At 64.1% G+C, this 19,580-nt stretch carries 18 protein-coding genes; 13 read left to right on the top strand and 5 right to left on the bottom strand.

The genetic code is table 11. From position 1 onward, the window contains the following. Positions 1–205 precede the first annotated feature (205 nt). Positions 206–1,435, top strand: coding sequence for a mechanosensitive ion channel family protein (locus HNO79_RS13845; protein WP_010514047.1), 1,230 nt, complete (start codon positions 206–208; stop codon positions 1,433–1,435). 141 nt (positions 1,436–1,576) lie between these two features. Here HNO79_RS13845 and HNO79_RS13850 read toward each other — a convergent pair whose 3' ends face one another. Beyond that, positions 1,577–2,419: an undecaprenyl-diphosphate phosphatase gene (locus HNO79_RS13850; RefSeq protein WP_010514046.1), complete on the bottom strand. Its 843-nt coding sequence runs from the start codon at positions 2,417–2,419 to the stop codon at positions 1,577–1,579. Between the two features lie 123 nt (positions 2,420–2,542). Here HNO79_RS13850 and HNO79_RS13855 point away from each other — a divergent pair, with 123 nt between their 5' ends. Beyond that, positions 2,543–3,001: an MlaD family protein gene (locus HNO79_RS13855; RefSeq protein WP_042658820.1), complete on the top strand. Its 459-nt coding sequence runs from the start codon at positions 2,543–2,545 to the stop codon at positions 2,999–3,001. Positions 3,002–3,022: 21 nt separating this feature from the next. On the opposite strand, the gene HNO79_RS13860 is transcribed toward HNO79_RS13855, so the two are convergent. Together HNO79_RS13860 and HNO79_RS13865 are read right to left on the bottom strand one after the other, a co-directional pair. Then, complete coding sequence (locus HNO79_RS13860; RefSeq protein ID WP_200409454.1) at positions 3,023–4,117, bottom strand: D-alanine--D-alanine ligase; 1,095 nt, start codon at positions 4,115–4,117, stop codon at positions 3,023–3,025. Then, positions 4,114–4,689, bottom strand: coding sequence for a DedA family protein (locus HNO79_RS13865; protein WP_010514042.1), 576 nt, complete (start codon positions 4,687–4,689; stop codon positions 4,114–4,116). The genes HNO79_RS13860 and HNO79_RS13865 overlap by 4 nt, the downstream gene beginning before the upstream one ends. 268 nt (positions 4,690–4,957) lie before the next feature. Here HNO79_RS13865 and HNO79_RS13870 point away from each other — a divergent pair, with 268 nt between their 5' ends. From HNO79_RS13870 to HNO79_RS13915, 10 genes are all read left to right on the top strand, one after another. Then, on the top strand, positions 4,958–5,983 hold the full coding sequence (locus HNO79_RS13870) for a lytic murein transglycosylase (RefSeq protein ID WP_244987554.1): 1,026 nt from the start codon (positions 4,958–4,960) through the stop codon (positions 5,981–5,983). Further along, the gene (locus HNO79_RS13875; protein ID WP_214164740.1) at positions 5,980–7,257 is read left to right on the top strand and encodes a D-alanyl-D-alanine carboxypeptidase family protein; all 1,278 of its coding nucleotides are present in this window, start codon (positions 5,980–5,982) and stop codon (positions 7,255–7,257) included. Before HNO79_RS13870 ends, HNO79_RS13875 begins: the two co-directional genes overlap by 4 nt. Positions 7,258–7,260: 3 nt before the next feature. Continuing rightward, positions 7,261–7,905, top strand: a complete 645-nt coding sequence (gene tmk / locus HNO79_RS13880) for a dTMP kinase (protein WP_214164739.1) — start codon at positions 7,261–7,263, stop codon at positions 7,903–7,905. Continuing rightward, the gene (locus HNO79_RS13885) at positions 7,898–8,860 is read left to right on the top strand and encodes a DNA polymerase III subunit delta' (protein ID WP_214164738.1); all 963 of its coding nucleotides are present in this window, start codon (positions 7,898–7,900) and stop codon (positions 8,858–8,860) included. The genes tmk and HNO79_RS13885 overlap by 8 nt, the downstream gene beginning before the upstream one ends. Then, positions 8,857–10,395, top strand: a complete 1,539-nt coding sequence (gene metG / locus HNO79_RS13890; protein WP_214164737.1) for a methionine--tRNA ligase — start codon at positions 8,857–8,859, stop codon at positions 10,393–10,395. The genes HNO79_RS13885 and metG overlap by 4 nt, the downstream gene beginning before the upstream one ends. After that, complete coding sequence (locus HNO79_RS13895) at positions 10,392–11,189, top strand: TatD family hydrolase (protein ID WP_214164736.1); 798 nt, start codon at positions 10,392–10,394, stop codon at positions 11,187–11,189. The genes metG and HNO79_RS13895 overlap by 4 nt, the downstream gene beginning before the upstream one ends. Before the next feature lie 3 nt (positions 11,190–11,192). Next, complete coding sequence (locus HNO79_RS13900) at positions 11,193–11,978, top strand: MBL fold metallo-hydrolase (RefSeq protein ID WP_048856678.1); 786 nt, start codon at positions 11,193–11,195, stop codon at positions 11,976–11,978. 216 nt (positions 11,979–12,194) lie between these two features. Further along, positions 12,195–13,697 carry an IMP dehydrogenase gene (guaB, locus tag HNO79_RS13905; RefSeq protein ID WP_214164735.1) on the top strand — a complete coding sequence of 501 codons (1,503 nt, stop codon included), beginning with the start codon at positions 12,195–12,197 and terminating at the stop codon, positions 13,695–13,697. Positions 13,698–13,734: 37 nt separating this feature from the next. After that, positions 13,735–15,030 (top strand): RsmB/NOP family class I SAM-dependent RNA methyltransferase, encoded by a 1,296-nt coding sequence (locus tag HNO79_RS13910; RefSeq protein ID WP_214164734.1) that lies wholly within the window; start codon positions 13,735–13,737, stop codon positions 15,028–15,030. A gap of 113 nt (positions 15,031–15,143) precedes the next feature. Then, positions 15,144–17,009 carry a cation:proton antiporter gene (locus tag HNO79_RS13915; RefSeq protein ID WP_214164733.1) on the top strand — a complete coding sequence of 622 codons (1,866 nt, stop codon included), beginning with the start codon at positions 15,144–15,146 and terminating at the stop codon, positions 17,007–17,009. On the opposite strand, the gene HNO79_RS13920 is transcribed toward HNO79_RS13915, so the two are convergent. Further along, entirely contained in the window at positions 16,996–17,451 is a 456-nt protein-coding gene (locus HNO79_RS13920; RefSeq protein WP_010514031.1) for a L,D-transpeptidase family protein, read from the bottom strand. The genes HNO79_RS13915 and HNO79_RS13920 overlap by 14 nt on opposite strands. A gap of 220 nt (positions 17,452–17,671) precedes the next feature. Here HNO79_RS13920 and HNO79_RS13925 point away from each other — a divergent pair, with 220 nt between their 5' ends. After that, positions 17,672–18,391, top strand: a complete 720-nt coding sequence (locus HNO79_RS13925; RefSeq protein WP_026018684.1) for a response regulator transcription factor — start codon at positions 17,672–17,674, stop codon at positions 18,389–18,391. Positions 18,392–18,471: 80 nt separating this feature from the next. Here HNO79_RS13925 and HNO79_RS13930 read toward each other — a convergent pair whose 3' ends face one another. Continuing rightward, positions 18,472–19,266 carry an exodeoxyribonuclease III gene (locus HNO79_RS13930; RefSeq protein WP_029329403.1) on the bottom strand — a complete coding sequence of 265 codons (795 nt, stop codon included), beginning with the start codon at positions 19,264–19,266 and terminating at the stop codon, positions 18,472–18,474. Positions 19,267–19,580: the final 314 nt, after the last annotated feature.

Consider the following 19,580-nt stretch of genomic DNA (forward strand, 5'->3'; position numbering starts at 1 on the left):
CCCCTGCTCTACCGCTGAGCTACACCGCCATCGCGTTAGGATGAGTGCGAAATACCCGCGCTGATGGGGCAAGTCAACCCGTGTTTTGAAAACAGGACTGAAAAGACGCAAAAACCGTCCCGATTTGTCACATCCCCCCAACAGGGGGTACTAGTGATGATCCACACATACCCCGCAAACAACCGGAAAAGGCTGCGCATCCTTCGTGAAAACAGAATTCCTGGCACTCCTGACCAAGATCCGGCACCTCTTCGGGTGGCTGCCGGGACTGCTGTCCTCCATACTCATGCTGTGCGTGGCGGGACTGGTGGCGGAGATGTTCAGCCGGTTCATCACGAAGCTGATCCTGCGCATACCGGGACAGAAGCGCGGGGCCTTCGTGCGGTCGTTCACCATGGCCATGCAGCGCCCCGTGCGTATCATGCTGGTGATCGTGTTTGTGGGCACGGCGCTGCCGGTGTCGGGCCTGCCCTATGACATCATGCAGGCCACCACGCATACGCTGGTTGTGCTGTTCGTGCTGATGCTGGGATACGCGGCGGTGGTCGCCACCCGCATCCTGTCCGATGCTTACCTCAAGCGGATCAATGGCAAGGACGACAAGGACGACATCCTGCTGCGTACCCACATGACGCAGGTGCGTGTGCTGCGGCGCACGACGGACCTGCTGATCGGGCTGCTGACCATAGGTGCGGCGCTGATGACGTTCGAACCGGTGCGGCAGTATGGCCTCAGTCTGTTCGCCTCGGCGGGGGCTGCGTCACTGGTTGTCGGTCTTGCGGCCCGTCCGCTACTGACCAACCTGTTTGCGGGCATGCAGATCGCCATGACGCAGCCCATCCGCATGGAAGACCTCATCATCATCAATGGCGACTGGGCATGGGTGGAGGAAATCACCTCCACCTATGTCGTGCTGCGGGTGTGGGACTGGCGGCGGCATATCGTGCCGATTTCCTATTTTCTTGAAAACACGTTCCAGAACTGGACGCATAATTCCGCCGCGCTGATCGGGGTTGTATTCCTGTATGTGGATTTCAACGCGCCCATGGACCGCATTCGCGAACGCCTGCGCGAAATCGTGCATTCCGCCCCGTTGTGGGATGGCAAGGAATTCGCGGTGCAGGTGGCGGACTGCAATGCGCAGGTCATGACGATCCGCGTGATCGCCAGCGCACGCTCGGCCATGCAGAGCTGGGACCTGCGGTGCGAAATCCGCGAGCAGATACTGGCCTTCCTGCGCGATGAATGTCCCGAGGCCCTGCCGCGTGAGCGCATATCGCACGTGGCCTCGGCTTCCGGGCTGGATGTAATGGGGGATCCGGGCATGCTGTCGCCGCCCATCAGGCGTCCGCCGCCCGGCGCCTATTTGGGGCCGCGTAACGGCGCGGGCGGGGGCGGCATGGGATCGAGTGACGGCGGGCAGGGCCACGGCTGAGCGCGCCGCCCCCGAACCATCAGGTCGGTAATGAAGACGTTTCTGGTGATGCGCGTTCAGACAGCTTCCGGGAACCGCCCTTTCTGACAAAAAGGCGGCACCCTGGAAACCTGTCTCGGTGACCTGTCCTGATGCTGCCTGTCAGAAAGACAGGTAAGCAAACGCGGCCACACCGGCCACGATGCAGTACCAGCCGAACGGACGCAGGGCCCAGTCCTCATGGTCGCGGAAATACCGCATGAGGATGCCGGTGCACACCAGCGCCACGACCGCCGCCACAATGGAGGCGATGATGGCCATGTGCATCTGTTCGGGCTGGGGGGGCGCATGGCGCAGCTTCAGCGCCTCCAGCACGGTGGCGGCCAGGATGACCGGCTGCGCCATGAGGAAGGCGAACCGCGCCGAATTCTCATGTGACAGCCCGCGCAGCAGCCCCCCCACGATACATGCCCCCGAACGCGACAGGCCGGGGAAGAACGCCAGGCACTGGAACAGTCCGATCACCAGCGCTTCCCCAAACCCCAGCGAGGCAAGGGAGCGGTTGCTGGCGGGCAGCAGGCCGGCGCGCATCCGGTCCACCAGTAGCAGCATGACACCGTTCAGCGTCAGGAACACCGCCGCGTACCGCGCCGTGCCGAACAGGCTGCGGATGGCGTGTTCAAACAGTCCGCCAATCAGCACGGCGGGAATGGTGGCCACGATCAGCAGCGCAAGTATGCGGATGCTGTCCATCTGTATGGTGACGCCATGACGTCCGGCAGCCCCTGTGAACAGCGCCACCCAGTCGCGCCAGAAGAAAACCAGAAGTGCAATGCATGTGCCCAGATGCAGCATGACCAGCAGGGGCAGGAACATTTCCCCATGCAGGTCGAGCGGCCAGTGCAGGATGGCGGGCACGATGGCCGCGTGCCCCAGGCTGCTTATGGGAAACTGTTCTGTGGAACCCTGAATGATTGCAATGATAATAGCTTGGATGAGTGTCATTGTCCCCCCGTCCATGACGCAGTAGGATGAAAAGAGAAGGCAAGGCGTAGCGCCGGTCCCACATTGCCCGGCATTGCGGCGGATTTCGGGATGGCGCGTGGCCGTATCGGGCGGGGAGCCATCATGGCAAGGCAGAGAAGTGGCGCGATCATATCCAGCGGGCTTGTCCTTCTGGTTGCGGGAGGGTTCTGTATCTACGCCCGGGCATCGCAAAGTGGTGGATCACAGGACCGTTATCCTGTCACCGCGCGCTTCATTTCCGCAAACGGGCTGGCGGTCGGGGCCGATGTGGACATGGATGGCGTGCCCGTGGGGCGCGTGACCTCCATCGCGCTGGACCCGACAACCTACATGGCCAATGTCGGCTTCACGGTGGACCGTACATTGCCGCTGCCGGAAGACACAACCCTTTCGATAGGTAGCCCGACGCTGACGGCGGACACCGCCCTGCTGGTGCAGCCGGGGCAGTCGGCGGACCGGCTGAAGCCCGGCGCGGTCATTACAAATACGCGTGAGCCGCTCAGCCTGGAACAGCAGGTCAGCAATTACATCTTCGGCAACGGCGGCCTGCCCGCCAACTGATGGCGGGCGCCTCCGTCCCGTTCAGTCATTCAGCGGGTAGGACGCCATAAGCCTGCGCTGGCGCAGCCACGCGCGCAGCATGGCCATGGCCCCGCTGCTTTTCCATCCCTCGCGCCGCTTTTTCGCGCCGATGCGGAAGGTCTCGCGGTAATGCATGAACTGCGTGGTGTAGGCATCGCGCAGGGTGGTGCGTGCGTCCCAGATATGGGTGGCTTCGGAGCCGACGCCGTTGATTTCGATGATCTGGAAATCCTCGCCCTTGCGCAGGCTGGCCAGGCTGCGGGCCTTGGCGTCGATCCGGCCGAAATGGAAATCGGGAATATCGCGCATGATGGCGTTCACCCGCGCGCTCAGTTCGGGGGTAATGTCCACCGCGCGGTCGTGGAAGATAGAGCCCTTGCAGTGATTGCCCGCGAAGACCAGCGGCAGCGACTGGCCCGCTGGCGGCACTTCATGCAGCCGCGCCTTCAGCCGGGGCAGGTAGATGTGTGGGACAAGGCGGGTGCGGGCATCGGCGTGGACCAGTTCCTCCACCGTGGAGGTGCCATCCCCCGTCAGGCACGGCACTTCCTTGTAGGTCAGGGAGGTGATGCGGCCTTCCGCCTCGTCGGGGTGGCGGATGTAGAACAGCCCGACCTCGTGCCCGTACGGGATCAGGTGCTGCAGCATGACCGGCACGCCGCGCCCGAACGCGGCCAGCCCCGCGCGCAGGCTGTCCTCGTCGCGCATGATCCGCACGCCGGTACCATTGCACCCGATGTCGGGCTTGAGCACGACGGGAAAGGACAGGCCCGCCCCCTTCATCGCCGCCAGCGCGCGCGGCAGGTCGTCGTGCCCCGTGGTCAGCACGGCATAGGGGGCGATCCATCTGCGGGCCTCGTCCCCCGCCATGTCCAGGATCGAGCTCTTGCTTTCCCCGCACAGGCCGCCGGTCTCGATACGCGGGTTGGCGGCAGTGGGCAGGCTGAAATCACGGTGCCACAGCCCCAGTATGATCCAGTACAGCACGATGGGCGTGTAGAAGATCCATCCCGGCCAGAATTCAAACGAGGAAACCGTCGGCCCCCCGGCCTGCTTGGCTGACCTGCTGTCAATGGCTGTGGTTACGTCGGTCATCGGGTCTCATTACTTTGCAAACGTGCGATCATGCGGCTGATCAGGAAAATGGTCAGGACGAAACCGGCCATGCCCGCCCATTTCCACGTTCCCAGATGATCGATCAGGAACTGCCCCACCTGCAGCGAGACAAGGAACAGCATGGAGGTCCATATCAGGGTCGCCAGTACCGCCGCGATACAGAACAGCCCGAACCGCGCGCGGAAGAAACCACACGCGGTGTAAAGCGGCAAGCGCGCGCCGGGCACGAAGCGGCTGATGAACACGATACGGAATACGTTGCGGTCGAACCACTGCCCTTCCTGCGCGCCACCGGGCAGGGTGATCCACCGCCGGGCGGGGGGCCACAGCGCCGCCAGCCTGCCCATGCCGTACAGCCCCATGTCCCCCACGACGATGCCGATATACAGCGCCACAAGGGCGACCATGACATCGACATGTCCTGTGCGCACCTGCATGGCGGTCATGATGGTCGCGGCGTCTTCCAGTATGAACGTGCCGATGATGATGGCCAGCGCCTGCATGACGGGCGACGCCCCGGCCGCCATGAGGTAGGCGGTCAGCGTTGGCATGCGGACAGTTCCAGCGCGTCCCGATCATGCGGGAAAGGAAAACCGTAACTACGCAAGCACAAGCCCTTCAGTCGGCCCGGCATGCGGGCAGGGGAAAACATTGGTCATGAACCGACCAACGGGAAATAGCGGTGGGCGTTCTTGTGACATGCTTCGCCTGTCGTCACAAACGCGAAATTGTATCGCAGGGTGTCTCATGGCCATGGCCGCCGGGCGTGGATGCAAGTCAGACATTGAAACGGGCGCAAGGCCGTGGCACAGCATCGGTATGCTTGTACGTCGCCGCCTTCTCCATGCCGCCGCCGCCTCGATTGCCGGGGCCGGTGCCTCATGGCTGCTGCCCGCGCGTGCGGCGCACCACCATGCGCCGGCCACGCCCACTACGGGCGGCGGAACGGGTGATTACGCCACGTTTCTCGCCACCGTGCGGCGTGATGCGATTCGCCAGGGGCTGACGGCGGATGCCGTGAAGCGGGCGCTGGATCTGTCCGCGCCCAACCCGCAGGTCATACAGCGTGACCGCACCCAGCCTGAATTCCACCTGACATGGGCGCAGTACCGCGACCGTGTGGTGACGCAGCGCAAGATTGCGGATGGCCGCGCCGCCTTCGCGCAGCAGCGCACGATTCTGGAACAGCAGGTCCTGACCCGGTACGACGTGGCCCCGGGCGCGGTGATGGGCATATGGGGGCTGGAATCGGCCTATGGCGCGCTGACCGGCAAATTCGCGGTGGTGGATGCGCTGTGCACCCTGGCGTTCGAGGGACGGCGCGCGAAATTCTTCCATGACGAACTGTTCCACGCCCTGTCGATCCTTAATGCAGGCGACATTACCCCTGACCTCATGACCGGCAGTTATGCCGGGGCGATGGGACAGCCGCAGTTCATGCCGTCGGCCTACCTGAAATACGCCGTTGACATCGATGGTGACGGACGGCGTGACATCTGGCATTCCGTGCCGGACATATTCGGCTCCATCGCCAACTATCTTGCCGGGTCAGGCTGGGTGGGGGGCGAAAGCTGGGGCCAGCAGGTGATCGTGCCCGATAGCGTGGCGCAGTCCATGCTGGGCCGTACCCAGACGCGCACGCTGGCGGAATGGATGGCCATGGGCGTGCGCCAGATGGGGGGCGCACCCTTTGACCGTCCCGCCGATACCGGCGCCGTGCTGCGGCCCGACGGGCCGGGGGGCGAGGCCTTCATGGTCTATCGTAATTTCGCCGCGATCCGTCGCTATAATCCATCTGATTTCTATGCGCTGGCCGTTGGCCTGCTGGGGAACGAAATCGCGTGACGCACCCTGTCACCCCGGCCGTGGCCGCGCGCCCGGCCGGTACCTACCGGACCAAGGATACAATGCACACCCGACGTTTCCTTCTGGCTGGCGCCACCAGTCTTCTTGTATCCACCCCGGCATGGGCCGCCAGCCGCCGCCGCCATCCCGCAGCCACCGCGGCGGCCGCACCGGCGCCCGTAATCCCGTCCTCGCCGGCCAACAGCCTGATCGGGCCGATCGACACCATCGCGCGGTGGGCGTGCATCGTCGATTACACTACGGGCGCGGTCATACTGGAAAAGGCGGCGGATGAACGCATGCCGCCGTCCTCGCTGACCAAGATGATGACGGCCTATGTCGTGTTCAGCATGCTGCGTGCGGGCAGGCTGACGCTGGAGCAGATGCTGCCGGTCAGTGAAAAGGCGTGGCGTATGCAGGGGTCGAAAATGTTCGTACCGCTGCGCGGGTCGGTTGCGGTGTCCGACCTGATACAGGGTATGGTGATCCAGTCGGGCAACGATGCCTGTATCGTGCTGGCTGAAGGCATTGCCGGGTCGGAAGACCAGTTTGTCGGTATGATGAACGCGCAGGCTGCGCAGCTGGGCATGACCAACAGCCATTTCCTGAATGCCACGGGCTGGCCGATGGATGGGCATTACATGTCGGCACGCGATGTGGCGACCATTGCCATGCACCTGATCCACGACTTTCCTGAATATTATCATTTCTTTTCGGAAAAAAGCTTTACCTTTAACAAGATATCGCAGGAAAACCGCAACGCGCTTGTGGTCAGGGGTGTCGCTGACGGACTGAAGACCGGCCATACCGATGCCGGTGGCTTCGGCCTGTGCGCCAGTGCCGAACGCAGCGGTAACCGGGTGGTCATGGCCATTAATGGCCTGCCCAGCAGCAATGCCCGCGCCAATGAAGGCGAGCGGCTGTTTGAATGGTCGTTCGTCAATTTTGAAAACGCGACCCTGATTCATAATGGTGCGGTGGTGGACAACATTCCGGTCTGGCTGGGACAGTCCCCGACCGTGCCGGTGATCGCCACCCGTGACGTGACCCTTACGCTGCCCCATGGCTGGCAGAACCGGGTGCATGTCAGCATGGATTACCGCAGCCCGGTGCCGGCCCCCGTCACGGCGGGACAGCAGCTTGGTGAACTAGTCATTGCCAATACGGGCCTTGCCGAAATCCGGGTCCCGCTGGTCGCGGGGGCTGCGGTGCCCAGGCTGGGGCTTATGGGCCGTGCGACGGCGGTACTGGGTCGCAAGCTGGGCCACGGATAGGCCATGTCCGGTCTGTTCATTACGTTTGAAGGCGGCGAGGGGGCGGGCAAGTCCACGCAGGCCCGGCTGCTGGCCGATCACCTGCGCGCGCTGGGGCTGGATGTGGACCTGACGCGGGAGCCGGGCGGCACGCCGGGGGCAGAGGCCCTGCGGGACTTCCTGCTGTTTGGCGGCCACGACCTGTCGCCCCGGGCCGAGGTCATGGCCCATTTCGCCGCACGCGCCGACCATGTCGACCGCCGCATCGCCCCGGCGCTTGCGGCGGGAAAGGTGGTGGTGTGCGACCGCTTTACCGATTCTACCGAAGCGTATCAGGGATACGGCCTGGGGCAGGGGGATCCGGCGCTGCTGGACATGATTGCCCGGCTGCGCGCGTTGATTCCGGCCGTGCCGGAACTGACCCTTGTCCTGCAGGTGTCGCCCGCCATTGCCGCCGCCCGCATGGCCGCGCGCGGCAATGGCCGCACGGACCGGTATGAGGCACTGGACACCGCCTTTCACGCCCGGGTGGCGGCGGGATTTGACGCCATTGCCCGGCGGGATGACACGCGGTGCCGCCGGATTGACGCCAGTGCGGCAACCGTAGCGGTGCAGGACGACATTCGCGCCATTGTGGCCCCGTACCTGAACCGGGTCGCCAATGCCTGACCCGCGCGCCTGCCGCCGGCTGCTGGGGCATGACGCGGCGTGGCAGGAATTCCTGTCGGTCATCCGCACCGGCAGGCTGCACCATGCCTGGCTGCTGACCGGGCCAGAGGGGATCGGCAAGGCCACCATGGCCTTCATGATGGCGCGTACCCTGCTGGGCGCGCAGGACCATGACAGCCCTGTGGGCCGGCGCGTTACGGCGGGCACCCATGCCGACCTGCTGGTGGTCGCGCGTGGCATGGATGAAAAGCGCCACCGCCCGCGCCGCGAGATCGTGGGTGATGACATCCGCCCCATATCGGCCTTCCTGCGTCGCACGGCGGCGGAAGGGGGATGGCGCGTCGTGATTGTCGATGGCGCGGAATACATGAACCGCACGGCGGCCAATGCCATCCTCAAGATCCTTGAGGAACCGCCAGAACGCGCGATCCTGATCCTGACCACATCGGTGCCCGGCCGGTTGCTGCCCACCATCCGCAGCCGCTGCCGGGTGCTGGCGCTGTCCCCGCTGGATGACGCGGCCATGCGTGCGGTGCTGGTGGACATGCCATCCGCCCCCATGGCGGAACAGGTCGCGCGTATCCTGCCGCTGGCCCACGGCGCGCCAGGGCGGGCGGCTGGCCTGCTGGCGGGGAATGCGGCGGAACTGGCCGATATCGTGGCTGCCGTGATGGATGGCACGGTGGGCGACGCGGCCGGATATGACATTGCCGAACAGGTGGTCCGGCGCGAAAATGGCTTTTGCGTCTTTTTCGATCTGCTGTGTGATGCCATATCAGACAGGACGCGTAATCTCGCCCTCGGCGCGGAGCGGGGGCGCGAGGGGGATCCGCACCCGGCCCGACTGGCCCTGCTGTGGCAGGACATGGTACGGCTGCGCGCGGAAACCGAACAATTCAATCTGGATAAACTGCAGGCGGTCCTGACGGCGCTTGCGCGGGTGAGTGGAACATGACACGGCGCTACTACGTCACAACACCAATTTATTACGTGAACGGGGCGCCGCATATTGGCCACGCCTATACATCGGTCGCGGCCGACGTGATCGCGCGGTTCAAGCGTCTGGCGGGGTTTGACGTCTTTTTCCTGACCGGCACGGACGAACACGGGCAGAAGGTGGAACAGGCCGCACAGGCGGCGGACATGACCCCCATTGCCTTTGCCGACAGGGTGGCCGCCGATTTCCGTGACATGTACGATAAAATGGCCATTTCGTACGATGATTTCATCCGCACTACCGAACCGCGCCATGCTGATGGGGCGCAGGCGCTGTGGAAGAAGCTGGAGGAAAACGGCCACATCTACCTTGGCGCGTATGAAGGCTGGTACGCCACGCGCGACGAGTGCTTCTATGGCGAGGAAGAACTGGTCGACGGCCCGGACGGCAAGAAGGTCGCCCCCACAGGTGCTGCCGTTGAATGGGTGAAGGAGCCGTCATATTTCTTCAGGCTGTCCGACTTTGCGGACAGGCTGCTGGAACTGTATGAAACCCGCCCCGGCTTCATCGAACCAGCCAGCCGCCGTAACGAGGTGGCAAGTTTCGTGAAGCAGGGCCTGCGCGACCTGTCCATCAGCCGCACCAGCTTTAACTGGGGCATTCCCGTGCCGGGCGACCCGAAGCATGTGATGTATGTGTGGGTGGATGCGCTGGCCAACTACCTGTCCGCCGTGGGCTATCCCGATGAGACCGCCTCGCGCTGGGATTTCTGGCCCGCCAACCTGCATCTGGTGGGCAAGGACATCCTGCGTTTCCATGCCATTTACTGGCCTGCCTTGCTGATGGGGGCGGGGCTGGAGCTGCCCCGGCGTGTGTTCTCGCACGGGTGGTGGACCATCGAAGGCCAGAAGATGAGCAAGTCGCTGGGCAACGTGGTGGACCCGCGCGACTTGGTGACGGAATTCGGCCTCGACCCGATCCGGTTTTTCCTGATGCGCGAAATGCCCTTTGGCGGGGACAGCGACCTCAGCCGCCGCGCCATCATCTCGCGCATGAATGTCGAACTGGCCAACGACCTTGGCAACCTGGCCCAGCGCACCCTGTCGCAGATCGCGCGCAACTGTGACGGCAGGCTGCCGGCGCAGGGCACCCGCACGGCCGAGGACACGAAGCTGCTGGCCGCCGCCAGCCTGCTGCCGCAGATCATGCATGACCAGATCGACCGGCAGGCCCTGACCGATGCGCTGGAAGAAGTGTGGAAGGTCATCCGCGCCTGCAACGCCTATATCGACCATCAGGCCCCGTGGAAGCTGAAGAAAACCGATGCCGCCCGCATGGGCGACGTGCTGCGCGTGCTGGCTGATGCGCTGCGCATCATCGCGACCGTGCTGCAGCCCTACATGCCCGGCAGCATGGATAAAATGCTGACCCAGCTTGGTGTGGAAGAGGGCGCGCGGGATTTCGCATCCCTCGACACGCCACTGCCCGCGGGCCGCGAACTGCCCGCGCCACAGGGCATTTTCCCCCGTTATGTCGAACCGGAGGCTTCATGACCCGTTCGGGACTGACCGACTCCCACTGTCACCTTGACCATTTTTCCGATGAGGAAATGCCCGAAATCCTGGCCCGCACGCGTGAAGCCGGGGTGGATGGCATGGTGACCATCGGCACCCGCCTGTCACGCGCGGACCAGCAGAAGAAGCTGGCCACGCTGGATACGCCCGACCTGCGGGTGTGGTGCACCATCGGCACCCATCCCGACCATGTGGATGAGGAAGCGCTGCCCGACGTGGCGGAACTGGTGGCGATGGCCGATGACCCGCGCGTGGTGGGGATCGGGGAAAGCGGGCTGGACTATTTCCATGGCCAGCCCGACATCCGCCCCAGACAGCATGAAAGCTTCCGCGTGCATATCGACGCTGCCCGGCGCACCGGGCTGCCGCTGGTGATCCACACGCGTGAAGCCGATGACGATACGCTGGGCATCCTGCGGGACGAGACTGCGCGTAACGGGGCGTTTCCGTTCCTGATCCACTGCTTCTCATCCGGGCCGGACCTTGCGCGCGGGGCGCTGGAACTTGGGGGATATATCAGCTTCTCCGGCATTGCGACGTTCAACCGTGCGCAGTCGGTGCGTGATGTGGCGAAGGACGTGCCCGCGGACCGGCTGCTGGTCGAAACCGATTCCCCCTACCTTGCCCCGGTGCCGCGCCGTGGCAAGAGGAACGAGCCGGGATACGTGGCCTACACGGCCCGTATGCTGGCGGAACTGCGTGGGGTGGAGGATGCCGCGTTCGCGGAACTGACCACGCGCAATTTCAGCCGCCTGTTCAGCCGGGCGGTCTGACACATGGAAATGATCATCCTTGGCTGCGCCGGTTCGGCTGGCGTGCCCATGCTGGGCGGCCCGGACGGGGCAGGGGACTGGGGCGAATGCGATCCGAACGAGCCGCGTAACCGTCGCACGCGCTCATCCGTGATCATAAGCGACGGGCCGGGGCGGGTGCTGCTGGTGGATACGGGGCCGGACCTGCGTGACCAGCTGCTGGCGCAGCGGGTCGGCGTGGTGGACGCGGTGCTGTACACCCATGCCCATGCCGACCATATCGCGGGGCTGGATGAACTGCGGACCATCAACCGCATCATCGGCGGCGCGCTGCCGGTTTACGGCACGCGGCAGGTGATGGATGAAATCAGCGTCCGCTTTGACTATGCCTTCCGCCCATGGACGCCGCCCCACATCTTCCGTCCCATTCTGGAGGTCAATCACGTGATTCTTCCCTCCACGCAGGTCATGGCGGGGATGGAGGTCAGCGTGTTCGGGCAGTGCCACGGCAGGACCGAAACGCTGGGCCTGCGCGTGGGGCCGATGGCCTACTGCACCGACGTGGCGGAAATGGATGATACGGCGCTGGAGACGCTGCGGGGCGTGGATACATGGGTTGTGGACTGTTTCCAGCGTGATGCCCATTCCTCCCACGGGTGGCTGGCGCGGGTGCTGGAATGGCGTGACATCATCAGGCCGCGCCGCACGGTGCTGACCCATATGGGGCCGGACATGGACTGGGGCTGGATGCAGGCCAACCTGCCCGATGGTGTCGAGGCCGCGTATGATGGCCTGCGCCTGCATGCGTAAGGGTGCGTGACAGGCAATGATGATGGCTTCCGGGGGCTGCCTTTTATGGCAAAGGCGGCATTCCGTGCCAGATTTATGCAATAAAGCGCATAATAAAGCGCATCAGGCCTGCGCGTAAGGCTTGCCAGCGGGCACGCAGCCCCGTAAGAGGGAGCGCCAACGGTCGGTGACCCGAGGCGCGGGGAAGCCGCCATCTGCTGACGAGGCCCCTGCATCATGTCTTCCATCCCCAAAAACACATCTGTTCCCCGGCTTGAGGACCGCATCCGCGAAGCCCTTGCCTTTGATGACGTGCTGGTTGTTCCCGACGAATCGAATGTGCTGCCGTCGCAGACATCCACGAAAACCCGGCTGACGCGCAGGATTACGCTCAATATCCCGCTGATTTCGTCAGCCATGGACACCGTGACCGAGGACAGCATGGCCATCGCCATGGCCCAGAATGGCGGCCTTGGCGTCATTCACAAGAATCTCACGATCGAACAGCAGGCCGAGCAGGTCCGCCGCGTAAAGCGTTTCGAATCGGGCATGGTGGTCAATCCCGTCACGGTCTATCCCGACCAGACCCTGGCGGAAGTCAATGCCACCATGTCCCGTCACGGGATCAGTGGCCTGCCGGTGGTCGAGCGCGAGACAAACCGCCTGGTCGGTATCCTGACCAACCGCGATGTCCGCTTCGCCACCGATCCGGCGCAGCGGGTCTATGAACTGATGACGCGAGAAAACCTGGTGACCGTGCGCAACGGTGTGGATCGTGATCAGGCCCGTCAGCTGCTGCACCGCCACCGTATCGAGAAGCTGCTGGTCGTTGATGACGAAGACCGCTGCATCGGCCTGATTACCGTCAAGGACATGGACCGCGCGGTGCAGTACCCGCAGGCGAACAAGGACAGCCTTGGCCGCCTGCTGTGTGCGGCGGCCACCGGCGTGGGTGATGATGGGGTGGCGCGTGCGCGCGAACTGATCGCCGCCGGGGTGGACGTGGTGGTGATCGACACCGCGCATGGCCATTCGTCCGGTGTGCTGAAAAGCATTGAGCGGATCCGCGCGATTGAAAACGACATCCAGATCATCGCGGGCAATGTTGCAACGCCCGAGGCCGCGCAGGCGCTGATCGGCGCGGGCGCCGACTGCGTGAAGGTGGGGATCGGGCCAGGGTCGATCTGCACGACCCGCGTCGTTGCCGGCGTGGGCGTGCCGCAGTTTTCCGCCGTGATGGAAACCTCCGCCGCCTGTCATGAACTCGACGTGCCCGCCATTGCCGACGGCGGCGTGCGGACATCGGGCGATATCGTCAAGGCGATCGGGGCCGGGGCCGACGTGGTCATGATCGGCTCGCTTCTGGCCGGGACGGAAGAAGCCCCGGGCGAGGTGTTCCTGTACCAGGGCCGGACCTACAAATCCTATCGCGGCATGGGGAGCCTCGGGGCCATGTCCCGCGGGTCGGCCGATCGCTATTTCCAGCAGGACATCAAGGATACGCACAAGATGGTCCCCGAAGGGATCGAGGGCCGCGTGGCCTATAAGGGGGCCATGGGCGCGGTCATCCATCAGCTGGTGGGCGGGCTGCGCGCGGGCATGGGCTATACCGGTTCGGCCACCATTGCCGACCTGCAGCAGCGCGCGCGCTTCCGCCGCATTACGGGGGCGGGCCTGCGTGAAAGCCATGTGCATGACGTGTCCATCACACGTGAAGCCCCCAACTACCGGCAGGACTGATCCTGCCGGTTTCATGACAGCAACGGTTCAATAATCCATGACACCCAGCGCACGGCTTTCCGCCGCCATTGACCTTCTTTCCGCAATGGAGGAGACGCCGCAGCGGCCTGCCGATGCGCTGGCCAATGCCTTTTTCCGCGAACGCCGGTATATCGGCGGCGGCGACCGCCGGGCCATTTCGGCGCGTGTGTGGCGGGTCCTGCGGCACTGGCGGCGGTTGCAGTGGTGGATTGAACGTGTCGACATGAACCCGACGCCGCGCCTGCTGGCGCTGGCGATGATGGCGGTCGAACCGCTGGGGCGCGAAAACCCCGATGACCTGTTCACGGGTGAACGCTACGCCCCGCTGGGCCTGACCGGGCCGGAAAGACGGCTGTACGACCAGATTCGCGACAAGGAGATGACCCACCCCGACATGCCGCGCGCCGTTGCGCTGGAAGTGCCGGACTGGCTTCTGCCCCGGCTGGAGCGGACGTTTGGCGAGGGGCTGGAGGCCGAACTCGCCGCGATGGAGGGGGAGGCGACGCTGGATCTGCGCGTCAACCTGCTGAAATCCGATCGCCCCACCGCGCGCGCGGCGCTGGAGGCGGAAGGAATCGCGGCGCAGGAGACCACGCTGTCGCCATGGGGGCTGCGCCTTGCGGGGCGTCAGCCAGTGACATCGTGCGCGGCCTTCCGCAGTGGCATGGTGGAGATACAGGACGAAGGCAGCCAGCTTGTGGTGGCTGCCGTCGGCGCGCGGCCGGGCATGCGCGTGCTGGATTACTGTGCCGGGGCCGCGGGCAAGACGCTGGGCATGGCCATGACCATGGAGAATCGCGGCCATATCGTGGCATGCGATGTTTCCGAACCCCGGCTGGAGGGCGCGGTGCGCCGCCTGCGCCGCGCGGGCGTTCACAATGCCGAGCGTCATCTGCTGGTTTCGGGCGACCGCTGGGCGCGCCGGCGCAGCGGCAGTTTCGATCGCGTGCTGGTCGATGCGCCATGCACCGGCACGGGCACATGGCGGCGCAACCCCGACGCGCGCCTGCGCCTGCGCGAACAGGATCTGCTGGAACTGACGGCCAAGCAGGCCGACATCATGGACCGCGCGGCGGCCCTTGTCCGCCCCGGCGGGCGCATGGTCTACGCCACATGCTCCGTCCTGCGTGAGGAAAATGGCGATCAGATCACCGCCTTCCTTGCGCGCAACCCAGCCTTTTCACCGGTCACTCCGGATGGGGTGCACGATGACCTGCCACCGGGGCTGGCACAGGGGGGGCAGGTGTGCCTGACGCCGCGACAGCACCACACGGATGGTTTTTTTGCTGCCATCATGCAGCGCGATTCCTGATATAATCCAACAGGCGAAACGACACGCTACGATCGCATTCCAGGGCCATGACATAAATCTGGCGCGCGGCAGGGGCGTTTGCGTTTGCACATGCAACAACGCGGGACATGGGAATGCAGGCAACAAACCTGGCAATTGGAATTCTGTGCGTGCTGGGCGGCGGGATCGCGGCACAGTGGGTGGCATGGCGGTTCAAGCTGCCGGCCATCGTGCTGCTGTTTTCCCTGGGCCTGCTGTTCGGGCCGGGGCTGGGCATCCTGCACCCCGGTGCGGCGATCGGGCCATATTTCCATCCGCTTGTGTCCATGGCCGTGGCCTTCATCGTGTTCGAAGGTGGCCTTGCGCTTGATTTCCGCCAGTGGCGTGAATCGGGCGAGGGCGTGCTGCGCCTGACGGCGGCGGCCCTGCCCATCAACTGGGTGCTGGGGTCGCTGGCCGCGCATTATGTCGGGCACCTGCCATGGGGCACGTCATGGCTGTTTGGGGCGATCGTGGTGGTTACGGGGCCGACGGTGGTGCTGCCGCTGCTGCGCCATACCAAGCTGCGGCCACGGGTCGCGGCCTTCCTGCGGTGGGAAGCCATTGTCAATGACCCCATTGCAGCCATTCTGGCGACGCTGGTGCTGGAATGTCTGCTGATCCGGCCGCTGCATACGGGGGGCATGTCGCTGGCGGCAATGGAAATCGGGCCGCACCTGCTGTTTGCCACCATGTTTGCCATTGCGTGCGGCATCTTCCCCGCCGTGCTGATCAAGTTCCTGTCCGCGCGCGACATGCTGCCCGAAATCCTGCGTATTCCCATGATCCTTGCCTTCGCCATGGGGGTGGCGGCGGTGTGCAACCTGCTTATGCAGGGGGCGGGGCTGATGGCGGCCACCGTGTTCGGCATGGCGCTGGCCAACCTGCATGTGACCGGCATGTCGGAACTGCAGCGCATCAAGGAATCGCTGGGGGTGATCGTGGTGTCGTGCCTGTTCGTGCTGCTGACGGCGGACCTGCCGCGCGCGCTGCTGACCGAACTGTCGCTGCCCATCATGGCGCTGACGTTCACCGTCATGTTCGTGGTCCGGCCGCTGGGCATTTTCCTGTCCACGATCGGGGCCAGCATGTCATGGCAGGAACGGCTGTTCGTGGGCTGGATCGCGCCGCGCGGGATCGTGGCTGCAGCGGTGGCGGGTGTCGTGGGCCTGCAACTGCACGAAGCGGGGTATCCCGGGGGGGATCTGATCACGCCCGCCGTGTTCGCGCTGATCGCCTCGACCATGATCCTGCATGGGTTTTCCCTCCGCCCGCTGGCGCGTGCGTTGCGGCTGACCCTGTCGGATGAACCTGCGCTGGCCATAATGGGGGCCAATGCATGGTCCACCAGCCTGGCCCGCGCCGTGCATGACCGTGGCGTGCCGGTGCTGATGGTCGACACCTATGCCCCCGCCCTGAACAAGGCGGCGGGGTTCGGCATCCCGATCCTGCGCGCGGAGCTGCTGTCGGTTGAAGGGCAGGAAAGCCTGGAGGAACGTCCGGCGGACTACCTGATCGCCACCACACCGGACGCGATCTATAACGGGCTTGTCTGCGCGCGCATGGCGCCCGATCTGGGGCGGCAGCGTGTGTTCCAGGTCAGTCCCGGCCTGGCGCGGCTGGACCTGTACCATGGGCTGAGCCGGGATTCGCGCGGCAAGGTGCTGGGGGAACCGGGGTGGAATTTCTCCTACATCGATTCCCTGTACGCAAAGGGCTGGCGTTTTGGCAGCCATGTCATGGAAGAACATGTGGAGGAAGCCGACCTGCTGGATGGGCCGGGGATGCTGTTCATGATCATCCGCAAAGGCAGCGCGATATGGATATTCTCTGCCGAGGACGCGATTCCGGCGGAACCGGCGGCGGGCGACATCATCGTCATGCTGCTGCCGCCTGCGGTGGCTCCGGCGACGCCGGTGGCCGCAGTCGTGCCACCGGCCCCCGAACCTATACCGGCCTGACGTCAATTTCCCCCAGTCCCGCCGCCAGCAGGCGCCGCAGCACGGGTTCGGGCAGGGCGATGCAGCCTTCCGTCGGCCGCCCCCCGTCGGGCGGCAGGTGAAGGAAGATTGCAGACCCCGCGCCAGAATGAACCGGGTCGTCGTTATAACCAAGGACCACCACGATGTCGTAAACGTGATCTTCACGCCACAGCCGTTCATGTCGGGCGGGGTGGGGCAGGCTCACATATCGGTTATAATCAGGATGATCGGGATCATCACACCATCCATCCAGAGGGGAGAGCGGTTCCACGGGCAGATGACAAACAGGTGATGGCACCCGGTCGGCGCGATAGAATACGCGCCGTAACGGCAGAATACCGCAGGGAGTGGCGTGATCTCCCTCTGTTTTGCGGTTTTTGACGCCACCCGCGCCGATAATGGCGGGGATGATTTCGCGCATGCAATGCAGTTGTGCATCCAGCCCTGTATTCGTTTGTAAAATAGCGCGTATCATGAATTCCTCTGGATCGGGTCGTATTTATGTTACTCCGGCCTAATCCGGCAGCATACGGCATTATGGCCGTCGGGTCGGTGGCCTGTCGGTGGTGTGGCCGGACATGAACAGCAAGACAGAGACCGCCCCGCTAACGGGACGGGACTAAAGTGATAAAGAGGGTTCGATGGCAGGAGCACGTCCCATACTGATAGCGGACGACGATCAGACGTTACGTCAAATGCTCGTTGAACAGCTGCAGATTGATGGTGAATTTGAAGCGATCGAGGCCGGCTCCGTCGCCGAGGCCTGGGAAAAACTGCAGAAACCGGGGGCGCGTTTCGATGCGATCATCCTCGATGTTTCCCTGCCGGACGGGGATGGCCGCGATTTCTGCGCCGACCTGCGCCGCAAGGGAAAGCGTATTCCCATCATCATCCTGACCGGTTCCGATGACGAGACGGACGTCGTGCGCGGCCTTGACGCCGGTGCGAATGATTACGTCGCCAAGCCGTTCCGCATTGCCGAGCTTCTGGCCCGGCTGCGCGCGCAGATGCGTATTTTTGAAAACAGCGAGGACGCGGTCTTTGCGATCGGGCCGTACATTTTCCGCCCGTCCGCCAAGCTGCTGCAGGAAACGGCCAAGAATCGTCGTATCCGCTTGACGGAAAAAGAGGCCGCGATCCTGAAGTTCCTGTACCGTGCGGGCACGCGCCCCGTGCCGCGCCAGGTGCTGCTGAACGAGGTGTGGGGCTACAACGCCGCGGTCACCACGCATACGCTGGAAACGCATATTTACCGCCTGCGCCAGAAGATCGAGCCTGATCCCACCAACGCCACCCTGCTGGTGACGGAAGGGGGCGGCTACCGCCTTGACCCCGAAGGGGGCAAGACCGCCATCGCCTGATGGATGATGGCCCGCATTGCAGGCTATCCTGACGGGCCGCCCGGTTTCGGGCGGCCCGGTCGCGTTCAGGGCCGTTTTTTTCAGGCGTCCAGGTCGATCATGACCGGTACGTGATCCGATGGCTTGTCCCAGTCGCGCGCCGCGCGCAGCACCTGCATGCCGCGCAGGGCGGGTTGCAGGTCGGGCGTGATCCAGACATGGTCCAGTCTGCGGCCGCGGTTGGATTTGCTCCAGTCCCGGTTGCGGTAGGACCACCACGTGTACAGCTTCTCGGTCGCGGGCACGAAATGACGCATGGCATCGACAAAGCCGGTCTGCTGCCATGCCATCAGGCGTTCGGTTTCCGCAGGTGTGTGACTGACGATCTTCAGCAGCTGCTTATGGCTCCACACATCCTGTTCCAGCGGGGCGATGTTCAGGTCGCCCACCAGCACGGTGCGCCGCATGTCCCGGCCGGAAAACCACTGGCGGGCTTCTTCCACGAATGCCAGCTTGTGCGCGAATTTGGGATTTTCCACCGGGTCGGGAATATCGCCGCCCGCCGGGACATAGAAATCATGCACGTCAATCGCGTCAGCGCCCGTACCGTGGCGCACGGCGATATGGCGGCAGTCCCCACGCTGGCACCAGTCCGGCGCGTCCTCCAGCACGGTTACGGGCTGGCGTGACAGGATCGCCACCCCGTTATAGCCCTTCATGCCGCGGAACACGACATGGTCAAACCCCAGCGCCCGTACCGCATCAAGCGGGAACAGGCTGTCGGGTACCTTGGTTTCCTGCAGGCAGACGATATCGGGGGATGTGTCCTGGCATAGCTGGGCCAGCAGGGGCATCCGCAGGCGGAGGGAATTGATATTCCATGTCACAATACGCATATCGGGTGCATTGCCGATCGGGCGCGGGCTGACAAGAATATTTTTGCCCGTCTGTTGCGCGGCGGGGGACAAAAACAGGAACGAATTACAAAAGGCGGCTGATATTCCGCATAAAATGGAAACCGGGTTTTCCACCACGGAGATGCCACAATCTGTCCACCTGTGGGGTTGACAGGGCCTTTTGGGGTCCATGTGGGGTGGGATTTTTTTTCCGGCCCTTGGGGCGTGGAATATAATCTTTTTAAAACAATAGGTTATCGTTAGTGATGTTTTTTTGGGCAATCCAAGTGCAGGAAAGGAAAACCGCCATCCGC

This window comes from Komagataeibacter oboediens, assembly GCF_018491655.1.
Classification (GTDB): domain Bacteria; phylum Pseudomonadota; class Alphaproteobacteria; order Acetobacterales; family Acetobacteraceae; genus Komagataeibacter; species Komagataeibacter oboediens.

What these genes read in the sequence shown, in the direction of transcription:
- HNO79_RS13850 (WP_010514046.1), bottom strand. Translation starts at nt 2,419, where the DNA reads ATGACACTCATCCAAGCTATTATCATTGCAATCATTCAGGGTTCCACA.
- HNO79_RS13855 (WP_042658820.1), top strand. Translation starts at nt 2,543, where the DNA reads ATGGCAAGGCAGAGAAGTGGCGCGATCATATCCAGCGGGCTTGTCCTT.
- HNO79_RS13860 (WP_200409454.1), bottom strand. Translation starts at nt 4,117, where the DNA reads ATGACCGACGTAACCACAGCCATTGACAGCAGGTCAGCCAAGCAGGCC.
- HNO79_RS13865 (WP_010514042.1), bottom strand. Translation starts at nt 4,689, where the DNA reads ATGCCAACGCTGACCGCCTACCTCATGGCGGCCGGGGCGTCGCCCGTC.
- HNO79_RS13870 (WP_244987554.1), top strand. Translation starts at nt 4,958, where the DNA reads ATGCTTGTACGTCGCCGCCTTCTCCATGCCGCCGCCGCCTCGATTGCC.
- tmk (WP_214164739.1), top strand. Translation starts at nt 7,261, where the DNA reads ATGTCCGGTCTGTTCATTACGTTTGAAGGCGGCGAGGGGGCGGGCAAG.
- HNO79_RS13885 (WP_214164738.1), top strand. Translation starts at nt 7,898, where the DNA reads ATGCCTGACCCGCGCGCCTGCCGCCGGCTGCTGGGGCATGACGCGGCG.
- metG (WP_214164737.1), top strand. Translation starts at nt 8,857, where the DNA reads ATGACACGGCGCTACTACGTCACAACACCAATTTATTACGTGAACGGG.
- HNO79_RS13895 (WP_214164736.1), top strand. Translation starts at nt 10,392, where the DNA reads ATGACCCGTTCGGGACTGACCGACTCCCACTGTCACCTTGACCATTTT.
- HNO79_RS13900 (WP_048856678.1), top strand. Translation starts at nt 11,193, where the DNA reads ATGGAAATGATCATCCTTGGCTGCGCCGGTTCGGCTGGCGTGCCCATG.
- guaB (WP_214164735.1), top strand. Translation starts at nt 12,195, where the DNA reads ATGTCTTCCATCCCCAAAAACACATCTGTTCCCCGGCTTGAGGACCGC.
- HNO79_RS13910 (WP_214164734.1), top strand. Translation starts at nt 13,735, where the DNA reads ATGACACCCAGCGCACGGCTTTCCGCCGCCATTGACCTTCTTTCCGCA.
- HNO79_RS13915 (WP_214164733.1), top strand. Translation starts at nt 15,144, where the DNA reads ATGCAGGCAACAAACCTGGCAATTGGAATTCTGTGCGTGCTGGGCGGC.
- HNO79_RS13920 (WP_010514031.1), bottom strand. Translation starts at nt 17,451, where the DNA reads ATGCGCGAAATCATCCCCGCCATTATCGGCGCGGGTGGCGTCAAAAAC.
- HNO79_RS13925 (WP_026018684.1), top strand. Translation starts at nt 17,672, where the DNA reads ATGGCAGGAGCACGTCCCATACTGATAGCGGACGACGATCAGACGTTA.
- HNO79_RS13930 (WP_029329403.1), bottom strand. Translation starts at nt 19,266, where the DNA reads ATGCGTATTGTGACATGGAATATCAATTCCCTCCGCCTGCGGATGCCC.